At 60.8% G+C, this 20,174-nt stretch carries 16 protein-coding genes; 15 read left to right on the plus strand and 1 reads right to left on the minus strand.

Annotation, left to right across the window (positions count from 1 at the left end; all coding sequences use genetic code 11):
* Positions 1–5 precede the first annotated feature (5 nt).
* From M729_RS0114370 to M729_RS01000000135135, 15 genes are all read left to right on the plus strand, one after another.
* On the plus strand, positions 6–872 hold the full coding sequence (locus M729_RS0114370; RefSeq protein ID WP_027161962.1) for a branched-chain amino acid ABC transporter permease: 867 nt from the start codon (positions 6–8) through the stop codon (positions 870–872).
* Between the two features lie 2 nt (positions 873–874).
* A complete protein-coding gene (locus tag M729_RS0114375) occupies positions 875–1,864 on the plus strand; it encodes a branched-chain amino acid ABC transporter permease (protein WP_050596247.1) in 990 nt (329 codons plus the stop codon).
* Positions 1,864–2,670: an ABC transporter ATP-binding protein gene (locus M729_RS0114380; RefSeq protein WP_027161964.1), complete on the plus strand. Its 807-nt coding sequence runs from the start codon at positions 1,864–1,866 to the stop codon at positions 2,668–2,670. The genes M729_RS0114375 and M729_RS0114380 overlap by 1 nt, the downstream gene beginning before the upstream one ends.
* On the plus strand, positions 2,660–3,403 hold the full coding sequence (locus M729_RS0114385) for an ABC transporter ATP-binding protein (RefSeq protein WP_027161965.1): 744 nt from the start codon (positions 2,660–2,662) through the stop codon (positions 3,401–3,403). Before M729_RS0114380 ends, M729_RS0114385 begins: the two co-directional genes overlap by 11 nt.
* A gap of 17 nt (positions 3,404–3,420) precedes the next feature.
* Complete coding sequence (locus tag M729_RS01000000135115) at positions 3,421–4,026, plus strand: urea carboxylase-associated family protein (RefSeq protein WP_032808449.1); 606 nt, start codon at positions 3,421–3,423, stop codon at positions 4,024–4,026.
* Between the two features lie 39 nt (positions 4,027–4,065).
* The gene (locus tag M729_RS0114395) at positions 4,066–4,878 is read left to right on the plus strand and encodes an IclR family transcriptional regulator (protein ID WP_027161966.1); all 813 of its coding nucleotides are present in this window, start codon (positions 4,066–4,068) and stop codon (positions 4,876–4,878) included.
* Positions 4,879–4,906: 28 nt separating this feature from the next.
* Positions 4,907–5,926, plus strand: coding sequence for a M14 family metallopeptidase (locus M729_RS0114400; RefSeq protein WP_198032096.1), 1,020 nt, complete (start codon positions 4,907–4,909; stop codon positions 5,924–5,926).
* Positions 5,913–6,791, plus strand: coding sequence for a nitrilase-related carbon-nitrogen hydrolase (locus M729_RS01000000135120; RefSeq protein ID WP_050596249.1), 879 nt, complete (start codon positions 5,913–5,915; stop codon positions 6,789–6,791). The genes M729_RS0114400 and M729_RS01000000135120 overlap by 14 nt, the downstream gene beginning before the upstream one ends.
* Positions 6,788–9,094 carry a molybdopterin-dependent oxidoreductase gene (locus tag M729_RS01000000135125; RefSeq protein ID WP_032808451.1) on the plus strand — a complete coding sequence of 769 codons (2,307 nt, stop codon included), beginning with the start codon at positions 6,788–6,790 and terminating at the stop codon, positions 9,092–9,094. Before M729_RS01000000135120 ends, M729_RS01000000135125 begins: the two co-directional genes overlap by 4 nt.
* A gap of 765 nt (positions 9,095–9,859) precedes the next feature.
* The gene (locus tag M729_RS01000000135130; protein WP_245267575.1) at positions 9,860–11,029 is read left to right on the plus strand and encodes an HlyD family secretion protein; all 1,170 of its coding nucleotides are present in this window, start codon (positions 9,860–9,862) and stop codon (positions 11,027–11,029) included.
* Positions 11,029–12,621, plus strand: coding sequence for an MFS transporter (locus tag M729_RS0114420; protein ID WP_027161968.1), 1,593 nt, complete (start codon positions 11,029–11,031; stop codon positions 12,619–12,621). Before M729_RS01000000135130 ends, M729_RS0114420 begins: the two co-directional genes overlap by 1 nt.
* Before the next feature lie 423 nt (positions 12,622–13,044).
* Complete coding sequence (locus tag M729_RS0114425; protein WP_027161969.1) at positions 13,045–16,842, plus strand: PAS domain-containing protein; 3,798 nt, start codon at positions 13,045–13,047, stop codon at positions 16,840–16,842.
* Positions 16,839–17,486 carry a response regulator gene (locus M729_RS0114430; protein WP_023767341.1) on the plus strand — a complete coding sequence of 216 codons (648 nt, stop codon included), beginning with the start codon at positions 16,839–16,841 and terminating at the stop codon, positions 17,484–17,486. Before M729_RS0114425 ends, M729_RS0114430 begins: the two co-directional genes overlap by 4 nt.
* Entirely contained in the window at positions 17,483–17,860 is a 378-nt protein-coding gene (locus M729_RS0114435; RefSeq protein ID WP_027161970.1) for a response regulator, read from the plus strand. The genes M729_RS0114430 and M729_RS0114435 overlap by 4 nt, the downstream gene beginning before the upstream one ends.
* Before the next feature lie 2 nt (positions 17,861–17,862).
* On the plus strand, positions 17,863–18,591 hold the full coding sequence (locus M729_RS01000000135135) for a response regulator transcription factor (protein WP_032808538.1): 729 nt from the start codon (positions 17,863–17,865) through the stop codon (positions 18,589–18,591).
* Between the two features lie 238 nt (positions 18,592–18,829).
* Here M729_RS01000000135135 and M729_RS0114445 read toward each other — a convergent pair whose 3' ends face one another.
* On the minus strand, positions 18,830–19,795 hold the full coding sequence (locus M729_RS0114445) for an alpha/beta hydrolase (protein ID WP_050596251.1): 966 nt from the start codon (positions 19,793–19,795) through the stop codon (positions 18,830–18,832).
* Between the last annotated feature and the right edge of the window lie 379 nt (positions 19,796–20,174).

Here is a 20,174-nt window from a genome sequence, read left to right on the forward strand (position 1 = left end):
TTGTCATGCTTGTCTCGACACTCATTCTAAACGGCCTGGTGATGGGCGCGATCTACGCGCTCATCGGGGTCGGCCTGTCGCTGATTTTCGGGGTTCTGGAAATCGTCAACTTCGCGCACGGGCAGATCTATACGCTCGGCGCATTGGCCCTGGCGTTGCTGGTTGGCCATTTCGGGTTCGGCTTCCTGCCGGCAGCGTTTGTGTCGGCGCTCGGCGTCGCCGCGTTCGGCTATCTCCTCTACGTGCTTTTCCTGCGGCATATCCGAAAGGGTGAGTTCGAGCGCGGCATCATCTTAACGCTCGGCATCGGCATCGTTGTCCAGAATGCGCTGATCTACTTCTACGGCGCCACGCCGCAAATCGTCGACACCGAGTTCAGCTTCAAGGACATCAGTTTCCTGGGGTTGCGGGTGGAGATGATCAAGGCGATCGCTGTCGGTTTCGCTATTGTTTCGATCACCACACTGCATCTCGTACTGACACGGACGCGGTTCGGCATGGCGATCCGGGCGCTGTCGCAAAATCGCGAGGCCGCTCTCGTCGTTGGCATGCGGCCCACGGTCATCGCCGGTCATGCGGTCGTGATCGGGACGGCTCTGGCAGGGCTTGCCGGTGCGGTGCTGGCGCCAGTCTTTACAGTCCATCCGCTGATGGGCGCGCCAATCCTGTTCAAGGCTTTCGCGATCGTCATCATCGGCGGTCTCGGGCACTTGCCGGGCGCCGTTGTCGCCAGCCTGATCATTGGCGTGTCCGAAAGCCTGGCCGGTGGCCTCGGGTCGGCCTCGCTGCAGGATGCGGCCGTGTTCCTGGTGATGATCGCGATGCTGCAGTTCCGGCCGATGGGTCTTTTCGGCAAAGGGGTCAGGATATGAGCATGGCCGCCGCCAGCATGAATTCGCCCTGGCCTCCCTTGCGCCGGCTTGGATTGTCGGCAGGTGCCGTCATCCTGCTTACACTCCCACTCTGGTCGCCATCGGACTACATCACCGGCATCGCAACGCTTGCCATCTTCTTCGCCGTCGCCAGCACCGGCCTCAATGTGGTCTATGGCTATGCCGGCCTGCTGTCGTTCGCGCAGGTCGGGTTCTGGGGCCTTGGGGCCTATGTATCGGCTCTGCTGGTCACCGATCACGGCTTTTCGACGTGGACGGCGATTGGCTGCGCGGGTGCCGTCTGCGTCGTCACCTCGCTTGTCGGCGGGCTTGCCGCGCTGCGCGTTTCGCGCGATGCGTTCGTCGTCATCACGCTCAGTTTCAGCCTACTTCTGCAGCTGCTCGCACGCAGCTGGACATCTCTGACCCGCGGCGCCATGGGCATTCCCGGCCTGCCGTCTCCGCAGGTTCGCCTGGGTGATACGATCCTGCTGGATGGCAACACGGCATCGGGTTTCTACTGGATCGCGCTGGGCTGCGGTGCCCTGGTCGTCGCGGCGACCTGGTGGCTTCTTCGGTCGCGCATCGGCAGGGCGTTCGTCGCGGTCAACCTCGATGAGAATCTGGCGCGATCACAAGGCATTTCTGTCTTCCTTCACCAGCTGTCGGCCTTCGCTCTTTCGGCTCTGATCGGCGGCCTCGCCGGCGCGCTCTACGTCTTCAAGCTCGGCATCGTCGATCCCGGTATCTTCGATATCTACTACGCGCAGATGATGCTGATCATCGTCATTGTCGGCGGCGCCGGTCACTTATGGTTCGTGCTGTTGATGAGCCTTGTCTTCACCGCGCTGCCCGAGCTGCTGCGCCTCGCACCGGAACTGCGCATGATCCTGTTTGGACTTGTCCTGATCATAACCATCCAGTTCATGCCCCAGGGCCTGGGCGGATATCTGGCCGATCGCCGTAACCGCAAGCTGAGGAGGACTGAATAATGCCGTCACAGCAGCCACTTCTTTCGGTTGAGGGCCTCAGCAAGTCATTTTCCGGCATCAGGGCAGTCGATGATCTGACCTTCGTGGTCGAGCGGGGCGAGATCCTGGGCCTGATCGGACCAAACGGATCGGGCAAGAGCACCTCCATCGACTGCATTACCGGCTTCGCTAGGGCGGACCAGGGCTCTGTCCTGCTTGACGGGAAGCGGCTGACTGGTGCACGCGCCGAGCGGATCGCCCAGGCAGGCCTTTCCCGGACGTTCCAGAATGTGCGCGTCTATGACCGGCTGACACTCATGGAAAATGTGCTGATCGCGCGCCAGTCCTATGACGGCGTCCGGTGGTGGGAGGCGCTGGCCGCCACGCAGGCCTGCCGCACCGCCGAGCGTGGGGCCAGCGAGCGCGGCCGCGAGCTGATCCATCTGGTGGGGCTCGCAGCGATGGCGGCCTTCCCAGCCGCGTTCCTGTCCTACGGGCAAAAAAAGCTGCTCGCGCTGGCAATGGCCCTGATGTCCAATCCGAAGATCGTCATTCTCGACGAGCCGCTGGCTGGCGTTAACCCGACGGTCATCAGGAGGATCGCCGGCCTTATCCAGTCACTCAACGGCAATGGTCAGACATTCATCATCGTCGAGCACAACGTCCAGTTCATCATGGAGCACTGTTCCAGGGTGGTGGTGATGGAGCAGGGTCGAAAGCTAGCCGAAGGGCCGCCGTCCCTCATCAAGGAGGACGAGCGGGTGCTGCACGCCTATCTTGGCAAGGCCGACGCCGTAGCGATGGAGATAGCATTCCATGGCCAGTGACATCGCACTCGACATCAGTGACTGGTCTGTCGGCTATCTTGATCATCCCATCGTGCGTGATTTCTCGGCGGTCTTTGCCACGGGTTCGGTGACCAGCCTGATAGGCGGCAATGGCGCAGGGAAATCGACGCTGCTCAAGTCCATTTTCGGGCTCAACAAACACTTCTCCGGGAAATTGACTTTCGAGGGCAGGGCCGTCGAGGGTCTGTCGCCGGCGGCAAGGCTCAAGTCCGGTATCGGCATCGTGCCGCAGGGGCGGTGCAACTTCCCGCAGATGAGCGTTCACGAGAACCTGGAGATGGGTGCCTATCTTCTGCCGAGGGGCCGGGCCTCGGCCGCCATCGAGAACGTGACCGAGCTTTTCCCGATGCTGCGGCGCAAATGGCGCCAGCTTGCCGGCAATCTGAGCGGCGGCGAACAGCAGATCCTGGAAACGGCGATGGTGCTCGAAAACAGCCCCAGGCTGCTTCTGCTCGACGAACCGTCCCTGGGCCTTTCACCCCGGATGCAGTCGGAGGTGTTCGAGACGGTCAATTCGATCCGCGGCAAAGGTGTGACGGTCATCATGGCCGAACAGAATGTCTTCGGATCGCTGATGATCTCGGACCGTGCGATCGTCCTTGAGCTCGGTCGCAAATTCGCCGACGGCCCCGCCAGGGACGTCATGCATGATCCCCGCATCAAGGCTGCCTTCCTCGGCGGCGAGCCGGTGGTCGAGACGGCAGACATATGAAAAGCGCGGAGCGAGACATGAACTATCCTGAAACGACCGTCATCCCGGCCCGCAAGGGCATTGCCTTCGAGGTGCGCCGCGGAAGCCGGCTGAAGATCATCAACACTCACGGGTCGCAGGTGCTCGACACCTGGGCCTTCGCTCTCGATGACATGAAAGAGTACATGTCGATGGAGCATACGCGATCGGCAACCAGCCGCATCATCCCGGCCACTGGCGACACTTATGTCAGCAACCAGTTCACACCGATGCTCACGGTGATCGAGGACACGTCGCCGGGCATCCATGACACGTTGATGTGCTGCTGCAGCCGCAAGACCTATGAGCGGCTGAAATACGAAGGCTACCACGACAATTGCAACGACAACTTTCACTCCGCGCTGGCCAGCCTGGGCAAGCAGTTGGCCTTCACGCCCGGACCACTCAACCTGTTCATGAACTTTCCGGTGTCAGGCACAGGCGTAATCACCCGCGAGCCTCCTGTCTCACGGCCGGGCGACCATGTTCTCTTCGACGTGAAGGCCGATCTGCTGATGGTCATTTCGGCTTGCCCGCAGGACATCCAGACGGTCAATGGCGCGGGCAAGATGCCCACAGACGCCGCGTTCCAGATCCTGAACTGAAAGCGTCAGCATGTTCGAAACCAGAGGCAGCCATCAAAGATGAAAACGCTCGATACAGCGCTCAAACTGCTCAAGCTGTTCGAAACTGAGGAACAGACGCTCTCCGTGACGGAAATCGCCGAAGCGACGGCCCTGCCGAAAAGCAAGGTATCGCGGCTGCTTGCCGATTTTCGCGCCAACGGATTTCTGGAGCAGGACGAACAGACGCGCCGCTATCGCGTTGGCCTTGCCGCGTTTGAGCTCGGTTCCAACTACATCAAGTCGCAGCCGCTGGCGCACGCCGCCCTGCCTGTGTTGCGACAGATCGTCGAGCGAACCGGCCATTCGACAACGCTCAGCGTGATGCGTGGCGATCTCATCTTGCACATCCTCGCTGTTGAAGGCCCGCACTATATCGACGGGCGCTGGCGCGTCGGCAACAGACTGCCATTCCATGCGACGTCGGCCGGCAAGGTCCTGCTGGCGGGGCTCACACCGGCTGGCTTCGAGTCGTTTGTCGCCAATCGCCGCCTCGATCCGATCACGCCTTTCACCGTGACGGATCCCGAGGTGTTTCGGCGCCAGATCGAGGAGACAAGAGGCAGCGGCGTCTCGCTGACCCGCGGTGAGAGTGCACCTGGGCTGTCAGCGATTGCCGTTCCGGTGCTGGGACGCTCGAACGATACCGTCGCTGCCCTCGGCCTCATCATTCCTGACCGCTTCTTCGCGGAGGAGGAGACGGACGAGTGGACAGCGTTGCTGCATGAAGAAGCGCGAACGCTGTCGATCAAGTGCGGCGCCGCCGATTACCCGTTCGGAACGGCCGGCATTTCACCCAGGCCTGCTCCGGCAAAGTCGGCCGCGTCATTCTGACAACCGCGAGATGGACGGATCAAACAGCATGAACGAGCGTGTCCCGCAGTCGCAACCCATGGCCGCGTCCTTTGCCGAGCGCGGCACCATCAACGCCGGCACCACGGCAAGCGGGCGCGAGATCGGCATTCCCTATCTGCTCAAGCGCGGCCAGGGCGACGGACCCTGTCTGTGGGTCAATGCCGCCGTGCACGGCGACGAAATCAATGGCGTGTTCGCCGCACAGCGGTTTTTCGACCGGCTCGTCCCATCCGTCATGACCGGCAGCGTCGTGGTCACACCGGTTGCAAACGTGCTGGCCTTCGACGAGCGGCGCAAGACGACGCTGGTCGACAGCATCGACATGGACCAGAGCTTTCCTGGCCGGGCGAACGGTTTCGCGACCGAGCGCGCCGCGGCCGCCCTGTTCGATCGTTTCGGCAAGTCCGCCGATGTGGTGATCAACATCCACACTCTTGGCACGCCATTCGATGCGGCGCCCTATGCCGTCTACAAGGTCCATCCCGAAGCAAGGATCTCCGAAGCCGAATTGCTGGCGCACATAGCGTGTTTCGAGCCCACGATTGCCTGCCGCATGCCCGTCGCCAATGCGTCAGGCGAGTTGCCGGGAAACATTGGCGGCGCGTTGGATTACCAGTCTCTTTCGCTGGGGGCGATCGCTTTCATGGTCGAGCTTGGCGGCGGCGGCCGGCTGGAGGAGGATCACGTCGAACATGGCGTCGCCGGTCTCATGCGGCTGGCCGGCAAGATCGGCATCCTGGCCGCATCGTCGGACCCGGTCGCCCGCCAGATAAGGCGGGTGACCAGGCGCGCCCACCGGCTGGCGAAGGCCGGCGGTCTGTTCGAACCGAAGGTACTGCCTGGAACCGCTGTCAAAGCGGGCGGTAGCATCGGTAGCATCCGCAACCTGTTTGGTGACGTCATCGAGGACATCGCGGTCGAGACAGACAGCTGGGTGATCGCGGTAAGGCGCGACCCCGTCGTGCATTCGGGCGATCGCGTCGCCTTCCTGGCTACTGAATGGAGCGATACAGATGTCGCAGCCTGAAGGAAGCGGCACGCGACCGATCGTTGCCGTGAGCCAATACGCGCCAGTGCATGGCACGGTCGCCGCAAATCTCGCTTTGTCCCTGGTAAAGATCGATGAAGCGGCGCGGCGCGGCGCCTCGATCGTGATCCTGCCGGAATGCTGCACGACGGGGCTGGTGTTTCCTGACCGGTCCCAGCTGCTCGCGATCGCCGAGACCATCGACGGCCCGAGCGTCAAGGCGTGGTGCGAGATTGCCCTGCGCCTGAACATCTATCTGATAGCCGGGATGGCGGAACGGGATGGAGAACAGCTTTACAACACCGCCGTCATCGCCACCCCTGACGGGGCTGTTTCGCGCTATCGCAAGGCGCATGTCTTTGGCCGCGAGAAGAGCCTTTTCGATCTCGGCGATCAACTCGCCTGCATCGACACGCCCTGGGGGAGAGTGGGACTGGCAGTCTGCTACGATCTCTGGTTTCCGGAGGTGACCCGCGCCCTGGCAGCAAGCGGTGCAACGCTTGTCGCTTCACCGAGCAACTGGTCCGTCCCGCCACGTCAGTCCCAGGATGCCCCAAACGCTGCGCCGATGGCGATGCACCTGGCGATGGCCGCCGCCTGCAGCAATGAAATCACCATCGCCTGCGCTGACCGCACCGGCGAGGAGGGCGGCGTACGTTTCCTAGGGCAAAGCTTCATCGTCGGGCCCAATGGCCGGCTTCTGGCAGGTCCGGCTGGGGCAAGCAGCGACGACTGTCTCCTTGCGGAATGGCCTGACTCGGCACTGACCCGCACCATGGTGCAGAGCCACATGGATACACGCCGTGACGAACTCTACCGAAGCCAGGTCGTGGCGCTCGGCACTGGAGGCGATCGGGTGCAATGAGCCGTAGGCTGAGCCACGCGCATTGGGGAACATTCGAAGCGAACCTGAAGGACGGCCGGATCGATTCTGTCTCGCCCTTCGGCCATGACAGCCACCCATCGGCTCTGATCCAGTCCGTTCCGAGCGCCGTGCATGCCGCCTCGCGCGTAGCGCAGCCGATGGTGCGCGAGGGTTATCTGCTGCGAGGGCCGGGCGACGTGTCCCGGCGGCGCGGAGCCGAGCCGTTTGTTCCGGTAAGCTGGGAGGAGGCGCTTCAGCTGGTCTCGCAGCAACTGCGCGACGTGAAGGAAGAGCATGGCAACAAGGCGATTTTCGGCGGTTCGTATGGATGGTCGAGCGCAGGGCGGATCAATCACGCCCGCACGCTTGTCCATCGTTTCCTGTACGGGTTCGGCGGTTGCGTCGATCAGGTGACCAATTACAGCTGGGGTGCGGCGGCAGTGCTGCTGCCGCACATCGTAGGCGGTATCGAAGCCGTTGCAGGGCCTGTCACCGACTGGCCGAGCATCATCAAGAACACGAAGCTCATGGTTCTGTTCGGCGGCGCGGCCGAAAAGAACATGCTCATCACCACCGGAGGCGCCGGTAATCACGAGAGCCCGGGCTGGCTCAAACAGGCCCGGGACGCAGGCGTCGAATTCGTGTCGATCAGTCCTCTCAAACGCGACTGTAGTGACTGGCTCGGTGCCGAGTGGCTGCCGGTCAGGCCGGGCGCCGATACCGCTCTCATGCTGGCGTTCGCGCACACCTTGATTGTCAATGACCGTGTCGACCTCGCCTTCATGGACAAGTACACTGTCGGCTACGAGCGTTTCCGCGACTATGTCCTCGGCTTCACGGATGGCACGCCGAAATCCGCGGCCTGGGCCTCTGGCCTCACCGGCATTGATGCGGACAGGATTTCTGGTCTGGCGCTGCGCATGGCCGACGCCCGCACGATGCTTTCAGCAACTTGGTCATTGCAGCGCGCCGATCATGGCGAACAGCCTTACTGGGCACTCATCGCCCTGGCCGCGATGCTTGGCCAGATCGGAATGCCGGGCGGCGGCTTCGGCTTCGGCTATGGGTCGATCAACGGGATGGGTACGCCACGCCGGCCGACCAGCTCTCCGGCGATGGAGTCTGGCAAGAACCCGCTAGGGCTCGCAATTCCAGTCGCCCGAATGGCGGATCTGCTGCTTCAGCCAGGCAGGACAATCCCTTTCAACGGCAAGACGGTAACCTTCCCGGACATCAAGCTCGTTTATTGGGCGGGCGGCAATCCGTTCCATCACCATCAGGACATCAACCGCCTGGTCGAAGCCTGGAACAGGCCAGAGACGATCATCGTTCATGAGGTCTGGTGGACGGCGACGGCGCGCCAAGCGGACATCGTATTGCCGGCGACGACCACCTTTGAACGGGATGATGTCGGAGCATCGCCCCGCGATCGCTTCATCGTCGCGATGCCGCAACTGATTGAACCGGTTGGCCAGGCGCGCAACGACTACGACATCTTCAGTGACCTTGCCGGCCACCTTGGCTTCCAGGAGCAGTTCACGGAGGGCCGCGATATTCGTGGGTGGATCGAGCATGCTTACGACCGATGTCGCGCGAAGGCTCGGGTGCACAATGTAGAGTTGCCTGAGTTCTCAACTTTCTGGAGGGAAGGCTTCGTCGAGGTGCCGCCGCCAGAGGAGGACTTCATCCTGTTCGGCGATTTCCGTTCCGACCCCGTGGCCAACCCGCTTCGAACGCCATCAGGGCGGATAGAAATCTTCAGCGAGACAATTGCGGGCTTCGGCTATGATAATTGCCCTGGCCATCCGGTCTGGTTGCCGCCGAAGGAATGGCACTCGGCAAAAGCCGCACAGCGGTTTCCGCTTCACCTCATCTCAAATCAGCCTTCGACGCGACTTCACAGCCAGCTGGACGACGCAAAGCTGAGCCGCGAGTCGAAAGTGGCCGGACGTGAGCCGATTCTGATCAACAGCATCGATGCTGCTTCCCGACGGATCGAAAATGGCGACACCGTGCGCGTCTTTAATGACCGCGGCGCATGTCTGGCTGGCGCAGTGCTGTCGAGCGACGTCATGGAGGGTGTTGTGCAGCTGGCGTCAGGCGCCTGGTACCATCCTGAAGCTTACGCGACGCCGGGCGCGCTTGATCTTCATGGAAACCCAAACATGCTGACGCGCGACGAAGGAACGTCATTCCTCGGCCAGGGCCCCTCGGCTCAGTCTGCCCTCGTCGAAGTAGAAAGATTCGCTGGCAACTGGGGGGCGGGCCATTTTGAGATGCCCGAGATTAAGCAAAGCCAATGAGGACGAGCTGCTAGGATCCAGCCTGTCTCCCGGCTGATTACCTGCGGTCTCAGGCGATCTCGCAGGAAGGTGGACAATAACTGAGGCGCGTTTGGTAGGGTCGAGTCGCAGTTTAGACGGTGGGACTAAAGATCGAAAACATTAGAAGACATTTCAAGGGAGTGTAGTCCCACTGATCTCTAAGACTTTGAATTTCCATTCTTTCCAAACATCCTCCGCGCCCACCAAAACGACTGTTTAAGCGTTTGATTTTATTCGTTTTTCAGAAGAGGTCCACCGCGTAGACTCGAACCCCCTGGTTTCTGACCAAGCACTGATTGGTCGCACGTCCGCGACACCCCACTTAAGTGAGGGTATTTCCGGGGGCTGAATTAGAAATCCAGTTGTTTGGACCTGGCTGCTGAGAACGTGAGTCAGGCAATGCTCAACAACTGATCCAAGTGCGGCGTGTGAAGACAGGAGCGCTTCGAATCTGTCCAGAGAACGTCTACGAGCGGTCTGTGTTATCCTGACGAGATGGCTGTTTTGCGCCCAAAGTCGGACGCAGAACCTACTTTGCGGTCGCCCGAAAGCCGACACATGCAGCGGTGTCGCGCCAGGTATCTACCTGTGCCGAGGGTCAGTATGAACTACCGATCAGAGCGAGCCGAGATGTTCGTTCGCGTGATGGCGCGGGCGCACTGAAATCCGCGACTATTCGGCACTTCTGTTTTCAGCGGTCCGGAACATTCTCGTGAACCCCTACTGTAACCGCGACTTGCAGGCTTGCCGATCATCTTGATCCCGGGAACTCGACAATCCTCCTCGATAGCGGCGCGTCGAATTGAGGTCGAAGCAATCATGAGCCCATCTCGCAGGATCGCAATCGCCGTCGTCGCGCTCGTCGTGATTCCATCGGCAGCTATATGGAGCTGGCAGTGGTTCACGGTTGGTCGCTACGAGGAAACGACCGACAACGCCTATCTGCGCGCAGACATCACCAGTATCGCTCCCAAGCTGCCCGGCTATGTCGTCGACGTCGACGTGGACGATAATGCTAGCGTTTCGAAGGGCGCAGTGCTGTTTCGCATCGATGACAGCGACTACAAGGCCAAGGTGGAGCAGGCGAAGGCCAATGTCGACGCCCGGCGGGCGGAAATCGCCAACATCGAGGCAAGCCAAAAACTGCAAGATGCATTGATCGCGCAGGCCGAGGCGCAGAAACAGTCAGCCGCCGCAGACCTCCAGTTCGCCCGTGCCAACCTGACCCGCTATGTCACACTGCAGAAGAACGGCACCGCCAGCGATCAGAAACTGCAGGATGCACAAGCCAGCTACGACAAGGCAAAGGCGTCCTTGGACGGCGCAGAAGCCAATCTGCTGGCTCAAAGGCTGAAGCTCGGCGTCTTGGAAGCACAATTGTCCGGTTCGCACGCGGCCCTGTCACAGGCGAAGGCCGCTCTCGACCTGGCTATGCTCGACCTCGACAACACGGTCGTGAGAGCCCCGGTCGACGGGATCGTCGGCAATCGGCAAATCCGTGTCGGCCGTTATGTCACTCCAGGGAATGCGGCCTTGGATATCGTTCCCGTCGACGATGTCTGGATCGTCGCCAACTTCAAGGAAACGCAGCTCAGCTTGGTCAAGATTGGCCAAAGGGTGCGCGTCACGGTCGACGAATATCCAGATCAAGAAATCGACGGTGTTGTCGACAGCTTCGCTCCCGGCAGCGGCGCGGCGTTCAGCCTGCTGCCGCCGGACAATGCCACCGGAAACTTCATCCGCGTTGTCCAGCGTGTGCCGGTGAAGATCAGGATGATACGAAACCCGTTGCCTGGCCGCCTCGTTCCGGGGCTCTCCGCCCGCGTTGCCATCGCCCTCGGAGCGGGCGACGTTCCAGCGGTGGCGTTGGAAATGCGGTCCGGCGACAGTGCCAACGGACGCCCGGTACAGTGATGCACCGCACCGAAGCCGAAAAAAGAGCGTTCCGCCATCCTGATACCCTGCCGTGTGCCTGGCTAGTAGCAACTGGTGTTGTGTTGGCCGCCTTCATGGATGCAGTGGCATCCACCGCACTGTCCATCGGCCGGATCGACATGCTCGGCGACATCCACGCAACGCCGGATGAACTGGCCATGGTCGACATCGCCTTCATCGCGGCCAAGCTGACGGCCTTCCTTGTCGCTCCGCTTCTTGTCACAGCCGCCAGGCCGACCGCCTGCCTGCGCGCGGGGGTCGTGATACTTCTGCTGGGCTGCGCGGCAATGACGCTCTCGGTGGATCTTGTCTGGATTTACATCTGCCGCGTCGTCCAGGGGCTGGCTGGCGGCACAATTCTCGTAGCTGGCCAGACGCTGCTGTTTCTTCGGTTCCCGCCTCGCCAGCAACCGGTCGTTCAAGCGGTTTTTGCCCTGGGCGCCGTAATGGCTCCGACGACGATTACGCCGGCTCTGCAGGGCTGGTTGGTCGATCATCTCTCCTGGGACTGGATATTCCTCGCCAATGTCCCGCTCGGCATCGCCGCCCTTGTCCTTCTGGCGGCGGATGGCAATCGGACATACTGGCGGGCAACCACGCTCCCCGTCGTCGAGGTCATTGTGCTCGGCATCAGTACCGCGCTTTTGACATACGTGCTGCTGCAGGGCAGCAGGTTCAATTGGTTCGACGACATTGGTATCACCGGCCTTTCGACCATCGGTGTGGCGGCCGCCGGCCTTGTGGTTGTCCGGGAGGCCCGGTTCCGCTCAGGCTCACTTCAGGCGGTCGCGCCTTTCGCCGATCCGGACTTTCGCTTTGGCTTTCTTGTCAGCCTCGTCGCGGGCTTTGCCCTTTCGGGCAGCGCCTATCTCATCCCGGCTTTTGCCCTCAACGTTCTCGATTTTACGGCCACGGCCGCGGGAGTGCTTCTGCTGCCCAGCGGAGCCATGCTGGCGCTGGGACTTCTGTTCTCCGGCCTCCTCATCGAAAAGGCCGGCGTTCACCCGATCGCCCTTGTTCCGTTTGGAGTCCTGCTCTTTTCCGGAGCCATGTGGCTCCTGTCCGGTTCGACGAGCGGTAGCGGCACGCCCGACCTGACCCCGGCTCTGCTTCTGCGAGGATCGGGTCTCGGTCTTCTGTTCGTGGCACTGACGCTGGTTACGCTGCGTGGACTTGCTGCCGATATCCTACCGTTTGGAATAGGGCTGTTCAACCTCGGCAAGCAGGCTGGTGGTCTGATCGGCACGGCGCTGTTGCAAACGTATATCGATCACCAGAACGCTCTCAACCGAACGATGTTGTCCAGCCACCTTGTCGGTGGCGATCCGGCCCTTGACCAGCGCTTGAGGGCCGCTGCGAACATTCTCTCTTCGAACGATGCCGACATTCTAGCGGCGCCCGGGATCGCTTTCCCATTGTTGCAGCGCTCTCTCGAGAGGCAAGCCTCCACGATCTCGTTCGACGAAGCTTTCTTCGCGCTCGTGTTGCTGTTCGCGGTTGCTGCGCCCTGCCTGATTGCCGCCAAGCAATTGTTCAGTCGCCAAGTCCCCTGGGGGAACCTAACCGGATGAGCATCCTACATTTTGGAAGAGATGTCCTTATCGTCATAGCTTCCGAGCCACGTCCACCAGATCAGACAGGGATGAACACGCGGGGCCGTCGCGACGCGTCGCGCTGCGGTTCATGGATTTCCATGAGGTACGGCTGGGGCGCGGCACTGCTTATGGTTCGTCAGCCGAGATCCCAGCTGCTGAGAGCAAGTGCTATACAGGGAGCCGACCAGGCCTTGTTTGAGGGCTGTAGCTTCAATCGGGACGTCCAGGTGCCTCACCCCCGAAAGTTAGGTCACTCACATCTCATGGATTTCCATGAGGTGCGGCTACTGCGTGGTCCGGTTAAGATCATGAACCAATTCGCGAGCGCAGATGGTCAACGATGAGAGTTAAAGAAGGCGCTGACAGTCTCCGCCTTTCATTGTCCGGCAGGAGAAGACAATGACGACAGCGTTCAACTCGCTTGGCGAACCCGACGCGGAAGCGTTGCGGGCGGCTCGGCTCATCGAAAGCGTAGTCGGCAATGGGTGGGCGACAGACGCGGCCGGCAGATTCAGCTATGTTACTCCCAGCACGCTATCGCTTCTCCGCACGACGCTGGAGGAGTTCAACACTTCGTCAGAAGATGGCTCCGCGGGTTGGAAGCGGCTAATCCATCCAGACGACTATGACCGAGCCGTGGCCGAGTGGCGTCGCTGCCTGCAGACAGGTGAGCACTACAATGTGGAGCACCGCATTTTGCGCGCGAGCGGTGCTTACGGTTGGAGCCGAATCTCCGGACAGCCGCTGTGCGATAGCCAAGGTAACGCCGTTGCATGGTATGGCACACTGATTGAAGGCGATGCGCCGTCCGCAGCCACAGAGCGATTCGCTGATGTGATCAGTGCGGCACTCGAGAAGGAAGCCGCCTCCGACGCTCACCATTCTCTGAGTCTGGTCCATCCGGATGACCGGACAGCGGCGGCGCACGCAGTCGCCCGCGCCTTCTGGACGGGTGTCCCCCAAGTAACGAGGCACAGGCAACTGCAGGCCGACGGAAGTTATCGCTGGAACGAGACCCGATCGGAGCCCGGCTACAGTGTCAGTGTGGACATTGATGATCTGGTGACAGAAGGGGAGCCGCTTTCCGGGGCGGATCTGGATCCCTTGGTTGAGAACAATGCCGGGCCAATTCGATCGGCGAAAATCGTTGAAAGCATATTCGGGAACGGATGGGCGTTCGATGCGGCGGGTAGATGGATCTACCTGCATCCGTTCGCGCTGAGCTCCCTAGGAGTGACGCTGGAGGATCTGAACGCTCCATTGAACGAGGGATACACCGCCTGGAAGCGCTTGCTGCATCCGGACGACTATGAGCAGATCGCGGTTACCTGGCGCCATTGTCTGAGGACCGGCGATCATTTCAATGTCGAGTTTCGCTTTCGGCGCGCAAACGGCACCTATGTATGGGCTCGAACCGCCGCGCGGCCCGCGCGCGACAGCCAGGGTCGTATCACAGGATGGTACGGCATCGCGCTCGACAACGATGTCTACAAGAAAACCGTGGCGGAGCTGCGCGGTCGGGAGCGGGAACTTTCTCAGCTCGTCGACATGGTCCCAGTCCAGATCAGACGGCTGACGCCTGAAGGCGAGCCGATCTTCTTCAACAGACGTTTGCTTGACTTCTTCGGTCTCGACGGTGTGGCGGATCTGGACAAGCCGGGGATGAGCCGGCAGGCGGCGGCCATACAGTCCCTCGTCTATCCCGAAGATGCGGCACGCCTCCTGGAAACCGTCCGCCACTCTCTGGCTACCGGCGAACCATACTCCATGAAGTATCGAATGCGCCGTGCGGACGGAGCGTACCGCTGGGTGGATGGACGCGGCGAGCCGCTGCGTGATCACAGCGGCGCGATTGTTCAGTGGTATGTGATCTCTATCGACATCGACGACGAGATGCGCGCACTGGAAGCGTTGCGCGACCGGGAGCGGGAACTCTCGCAACTGGTCGACATGGTGCCGAGCTTCCTCTGGCGCCTGTCTGCGTCGGGCGAGCCGGTCTTCTTCAGCAAGCGAATGGTTGAGTATCTCGGCCTCGACGTAGGAGGATACGAGAATGTGGGAGGAAATGGCCTGAGGGCGGCCATTGCGGCTGTCGTACATCCCGATGACGCCGCCACGCTGGAAGCAGCGATCAACCACTCGGTGACCACCGGCGAGAGCTTCTCCCTGAACTATCGCCTGCGTCGTGCTGACGGCGTCTTCCGATGGATGTCGGGCCGTGCGGAACCGATGCGAGACGAGTGTGGGACTGTCGTCCAGTGGTACGGTCTTTCGCACGACATCGACGACCAGGTGAGGGCAGAAGAAGCGCTGCGGAAAGCCAACCGGCAACTGGAGCAAATGATTGACGCCGTGCCCGTGAATCTCCTCAGCTTTGCCCCTTCAGGCAGGATCACCTACACCAGCAAGCGATACCTGGAGAAGGTCGGTTCGCCACCGACGCACATCAATGACTTCGATGCCCTGGCCCGGGACCTGGCCCATCCTGAAGACTTTCCGACAATGTTTCGGAGGGCGTCGAATGGCTTTGCGTCCGGCCAGCCTTTCATGAACCGCTTTCGTCGACGCGAGAAGGATGGCGTCTACCGCTGGATAGAAGCACGAGCGCAACCGTTAAGGGATACCGATGGCGCGATCGTTCAATGGTATATGGCTTCAATCGACATCGAAGACGAGATGCGCGCGCAGGAGGCTTTGCGCGAAAGAGAGCGCGAGCTCCAGCAGCTTGTCGATGCCTTGCCGGTCCACATCTGGAGCTGGACGCCCGATGGCAAGCTTGCGTACGTGAATAGGCGGTCTTTGGAGGATCTCGGCATCTCCGGGGCGAACTTCGAAGAGTTCACCAGGGTGGCGCAAGAACTGATTCATCCCGAAGATGCTCCCGAGGTGCTCAAAAGGTCAGCCAACTGCCTCAAAACTGGCGAGTCCTTCATCATGCGGTATCGCCGGCGTTGGAAAGACGGCAGCTATCGATGGATAGAAGGGCGTTGCGAGCCTCTGCGCGATCGGGACGGAGCCATCGTTCACTGGTACCAGGTCTCCATCGACATCGACGAGGAGATGCGCGCACAGGTGGCGCTGCGCGAGAGAGAACGTTCGCTGTGGCAGCTGGTTGAAACGCTGCCGGTGATGATCGATTGCGCCGCACCGAACGGTGAGCCGATATATCGAAGCCGTCAGCTCCGCGAATTCCTCGGATATGAGTTGGAGTTATTGGACGGTAAGGGAAAATCCCGCCTGTCCGGGACACTCGATGAAGGCGTTCATCCTGACGACCTGGCGGCCGTCAAAGCGAACTATGCTCATTCGTTGGCCACTGGCGAACCGTATGCGCGCAGGCACCGTCTGCGTCGCTTCGACGGCGAATATTGCTGGGTCGATACGCGCGCGGCACCGATGCGCAACGCAGAGGGAGCGATTGTTCAGTGGAACGTCGTCTGTCTGGACATCGACGGTGAAGTTCGAGTGCAAGAAGAACTGCGCCTGGCGCAAGAGAGACTTGCACGTGCGAGCCAGGCGGCGAGTCTTGCCGAGCTTTCAGCCTCTATAGCGCATGAGGTGAACCAGCCTCTGGCGGCTGTTGTCGCCAACTCATATGCCTGCCAGCGTTGGCTCACGGCCGAACCGCCAAATATCGAGCGGGCGCAGAAGACTGTGGAGCGTATTATCCGTGATGCCAACTCAGCCGCGGATGTCGTCAGCCGCATCCGCGCCTTATTCAAGCAATCTGCAGACGCGATGGCTTACACAGCACTCGACAGCGTCATAGCGGAAGCGCGCGACCTCATCGCCGAGGAGGCGGTGCGGCGCCGTGTTCGTCTGGATCTCGATGTCGAAAGCGACCTTCCTATTGTCGCGCTCGATCGGGTGCAGATTCAGCAGGTTCTGGTGAACCTCATCCGCAATGGGATCGAGGCGATGGACTCTGTTCCGGGCGACAAGGTTCTTGGACTTCGCGTGCGCCGGATAGGGGACGCGATCCAGATCGAGATCAGCGATTGTGGCCCGGGCATTGAGTTTCCTGACCGAATATTCGAGCCGTTCTTTACGACGAAAGAGCACGGCATGGGCATGGGACTCGCGATCTGCCGTTCGATCGTCGAGTCCCATGGCGGACGGTTGTGGGTGGAGAAGAACGATCCGCACGGAACGGCGTTCGTCTTCACGATGCCAGTTGAAATGAAAGCGGCAGCATGACGCCCCACGATCAAATGGTCTTCATCGTCGATGACGACGTGCGTATTCGGGAAGCGCTTGGTGAGCTTCTGGAGTCCCATGGCATGCGCGCCGTAGCGTTCGGATCGGCCGGCGACTATGTCCTTGCCGACAAGCCGGACGTCCCCGCCTGCCTGATCCTCGATGTGGAATTGCCTGACATCAACGGTCTAGATCTGCAGAAGCAGATCGCCGAGGGCGATCATCCGCCGATCGTCTTCATAACGGGGCATGGCGACATCCCGTCCTCTGTGCGTGCGATCAAGCACGGCGCTGTGGACTTCCTGACAAAGCCTTTCAGCGATACGGACCTCATGGTCGCGATCCGGGCAGCGATCGCCCAGGACCGGGAAAGGCGATCAGAGCGCGCCGAACTCACCGTGTTGAGGCAACGCTATCAAGAGCTCACGCAGCGAGAACGCGAGGTGCTGCCGCTCGTTGTGAGTGGCCTGCTGAACAAACAGGCCGCGGCTGAGTTGGGGATCAGCGAGGTCACGCTGCAAATCCATAGACGGAACGTGATGCAGAAAATGGTTGCGGCATCACTCGCTGATCTCGTGCGCATGGCGGAGCGGTTGGAGATACCGATCAGCCACTCTCGACGAACGGGAGGGAACGGAGTGTGAGCAAGGTGCGACCTGTCGTGGCGATTGTCGATGACGACCCAAGATTGCTCGAGTCGCTCGAGAACCTTTTGGAGTCTGCGGGCTATGCTCCCCGCAGCTTCTCGTCGGCGGGATCACTGCTCGTCAGCGGGCTCTCCGACGTGGACTTGCTCATTACCGATATCGGGATGCCTGGAACGGACGGCTTTGAACTTCGTGACCAGGTCAAGAAGACGCGTGCGGACCTACCGGTGTTCCTGATCACCGGCCGCCACGAGATAGCGGATCAGTACCGTGCCAAGGGCATCAGCGGGTTTTTCCGCAAGCCATTCGACGGCCAGGCCCTGCTTGCGGCGGTGGCCAACGCTTTAGCCAACCAGGAAACCGAGGGATGAACATGAGAGTTGACCAACCACTCTTGCAGAGATCGGCGCCGGTGTCACGGCAGCGGAAGGCTGAGCCGCAGCAGCCGCTCGTCATCATTGTCGATGACGATGCGTCTGTTCGCGAAGCACTGTCGGAGTTGATCCTGTCGATGGGCTTTGAGCCGGTCTGCTTTGCCTCGACCCGCGAATTGCTCGACGCGGACGTCTTGAACAGCCCCGGATGCTTGATCCTCGACGTGCGCATGCCAGGGGCAAGCGGTCTCGATCTACAGCACCATCTTGCGACAAACGGCAATCCCAAGCCCATCATCTTCCTGACCGGGCATGGCGACATACCGATGACTGTCCAGGCGATGAAGGCGGGCGCCGTGGATTTTCTCACCAAACCGGTGCGCGACCAAACGCTCCTTGACGCCGTGATCGCGGGCATTGCGGTGGATGCCAAGCGGCGGGCGGATGCGGTGGTCGTCAAGCGCAACATCGAGCGTGTCGAGACGCTGACCCCGCGCGAGCGCGAGGTGCTGCATGAGGTGGCGCGCGGGCGCCTCAACAAACAGATCGCTTTCGACCTCGGCATCAGTGAAGTGACCGTCAAGCTTCACCGCGGCAATGTCATGCGCAAGATGGAAGCTGGTTCCATCGGTGAGCTGATCCGGGCCTGGGAAACGCTGCCCCCGGCGATGCGCGAGGCCGGCGCGGCCAGGACTTTCGAAAGGGTGAACCTCGCCTCCGTCCGATAGGATCGGTCAACGGCTGGCGCTTCTCCGTCAAGAGTAGCCTGCCCGGGACGATCCGGACTCAGACAAATTTTATCAAGTTTAGAGCGATAATCGCCGCGTGTAACCCGGTGTTGAGGCTACACTGCCAAGCTCGTGCCGCGCATCGCCAGCTAACGGCGGCGCATTGGGAAAGCTTTGGAGCGGCGTATCTCCATCGCGGCGACTATCGCTAATGTTGTGCTTCAGCCAGCCGCGAAGCTTAGTATGCTGGTGGCAGGAACTCGATCAGGGCCTTTGTGACGGCGGCCGGCTGCTCCTCCGGAACCCAATGGCCTGAGCCTTCGACTACTACGGCGCGTACGTTTTCGGCGACGTGGCGGAGATGGCCTTCGTACATCGATCCCAGGCCACCCGAACCGCTTATACCGAGTACCGGCATCGTCAGCTTGTGTTTCGCAAAGGCTTTATTCTGTTCTTCGTCACGCGGGAAAGCCCGGTAGTACTCGAAGCCTGCGCGCAATGCGCCAGGCTGGGCATAGGAACGGCCGTAGACTTCGTCGGCTTCGGTGTCGAACGCGCGAGTATTTACCCCCTCTGCATTGTGAAACCACTTCAAATACTCAAGCTCGCGACCGGCAATGAGCATTTCCGGTACGTCGCGTACGGAATGGAAGCGAAAATGCCAAGTGCGAGGGCCTTGGATCAATTCGTTCCACGGTTCGATCCCTGGCAGCGGGACGTCAACGATTGTCAGTGTGGTGACTTCCCCCGGGTGCTGCGCCGCATAGGAATAAACGACCATGCCACCCATGTCGTGGCCGACAAGATTGACGACGGGACCAAGGTTCAGCTGATTGACGAGTGCGCGAATATCCTCGGCAATCGCCGCCTTTTCGTAGCCGGCCGCAGGCTTGGCGGTGTCCCCCAAACCGCGCAAATCGGGCGCAAGTACCGTGTAACCGCGCGCCACCAATTGTGGCATTACAAAGCGCCACATGTATGAGGTCGTGCCCCAACCATGCAACAACACGACGGTTTTCGGGCCGCCTGCCGCCAGCAAATAGTGATAGGCCACACCGTTAACGTCGGCCTTGCCGTCGACGATACGTGCCGACAGGTCGGTCGATTGCCCGAGCGGCACGCCGGAGTGCGGTGCGTTGGCAGAAGTCGATGGCCCGGCAGCAAGAACCGCAATGAGGAAACCAGAAAGAAAGCTAAGGCGCATAAAGCACTCCGGAGTTGTGATGCCAAAGTCCTCCAAGAGCGGCAAATGCCGTGCAATTTCTATACGGCTAAAGCTTTAAAATATTCGTCGTTATAATAACGCGTTGTACACCTAAGCATATTGCGCTCTGGCCGGCGGTGAGTTGATTACTCAACATGAGACCACGTAGGCGAAACCTATCGCGGTCCGTTCGGGCGGTGACTTGCTCGCGATCAGCCCCTCCTCGTTTTGAGAAGAATCCTCATACGGCTTGATAGGTCGTGTTTGTGACAGCCGCACGCGGCACGTCGCGCACGAACCAACGTCATCGCATCATTTGCCCCATCTCAGCGACAGTTCCAGCACCTCGGCGTACCTACCCTGCACCTTGGCATCGTAC

The organism is Mesorhizobium sp. WSM1293 (assembly GCF_000513875.1).
GTDB lineage: Bacteria > Pseudomonadota > Alphaproteobacteria > Rhizobiales > Rhizobiaceae > Mesorhizobium > Mesorhizobium ciceri.

Bases quoted from the DNA above. Each gene is read 5' to 3' on its own strand.
- M729_RS01000000135115 (WP_032808449.1), top strand. From the start codon at position 3,421: ATGAACTATCCTGAAACGACCGTCATCCCGGCCCGCAAGGGCATTGCC.
- M729_RS01000000135125 (WP_032808451.1), top strand. From the start codon at position 6,788: ATGAGCCGTAGGCTGAGCCACGCGCATTGGGGAACATTCGAAGCGAAC.
- M729_RS0114370 (WP_027161962.1), top strand. From the start codon at position 6: ATGCTTGTCTCGACACTCATTCTAAACGGCCTGGTGATGGGCGCGATC.
- M729_RS0114385 (WP_027161965.1), top strand. From the start codon at position 2,660: ATGGCCAGTGACATCGCACTCGACATCAGTGACTGGTCTGTCGGCTAT.
- M729_RS0114400 (WP_198032096.1), top strand. From the start codon at position 4,907: ATGAACGAGCGTGTCCCGCAGTCGCAACCCATGGCCGCGTCCTTTGCC.
- M729_RS0114445 (WP_050596251.1), bottom strand. From the start codon at position 19,795: ATGCGCCTTAGCTTTCTTTCTGGTTTCCTCATTGCGGTTCTTGCTGCC.
- M729_RS0114395 (WP_027161966.1), top strand. From the start codon at position 4,066: ATGAAAACGCTCGATACAGCGCTCAAACTGCTCAAGCTGTTCGAAACT.
- M729_RS01000000135135 (WP_032808538.1), top strand. From the start codon at position 17,863: ATGAGAGTTGACCAACCACTCTTGCAGAGATCGGCGCCGGTGTCACGG.
- M729_RS0114380 (WP_027161964.1), top strand. From the start codon at position 1,864: ATGCCGTCACAGCAGCCACTTCTTTCGGTTGAGGGCCTCAGCAAGTCA.
- M729_RS0114430 (WP_023767341.1), top strand. From the start codon at position 16,839: ATGACGCCCCACGATCAAATGGTCTTCATCGTCGATGACGACGTGCGT.
- M729_RS0114425 (WP_027161969.1), top strand. From the start codon at position 13,045: ATGACGACAGCGTTCAACTCGCTTGGCGAACCCGACGCGGAAGCGTTG.
- M729_RS0114420 (WP_027161968.1), top strand. From the start codon at position 11,029: ATGCACCGCACCGAAGCCGAAAAAAGAGCGTTCCGCCATCCTGATACC.
- M729_RS01000000135120 (WP_050596249.1), top strand. From the start codon at position 5,913: ATGTCGCAGCCTGAAGGAAGCGGCACGCGACCGATCGTTGCCGTGAGC.
- M729_RS0114375 (WP_050596247.1), top strand. From the start codon at position 875: ATGGCCGCCGCCAGCATGAATTCGCCCTGGCCTCCCTTGCGCCGGCTT.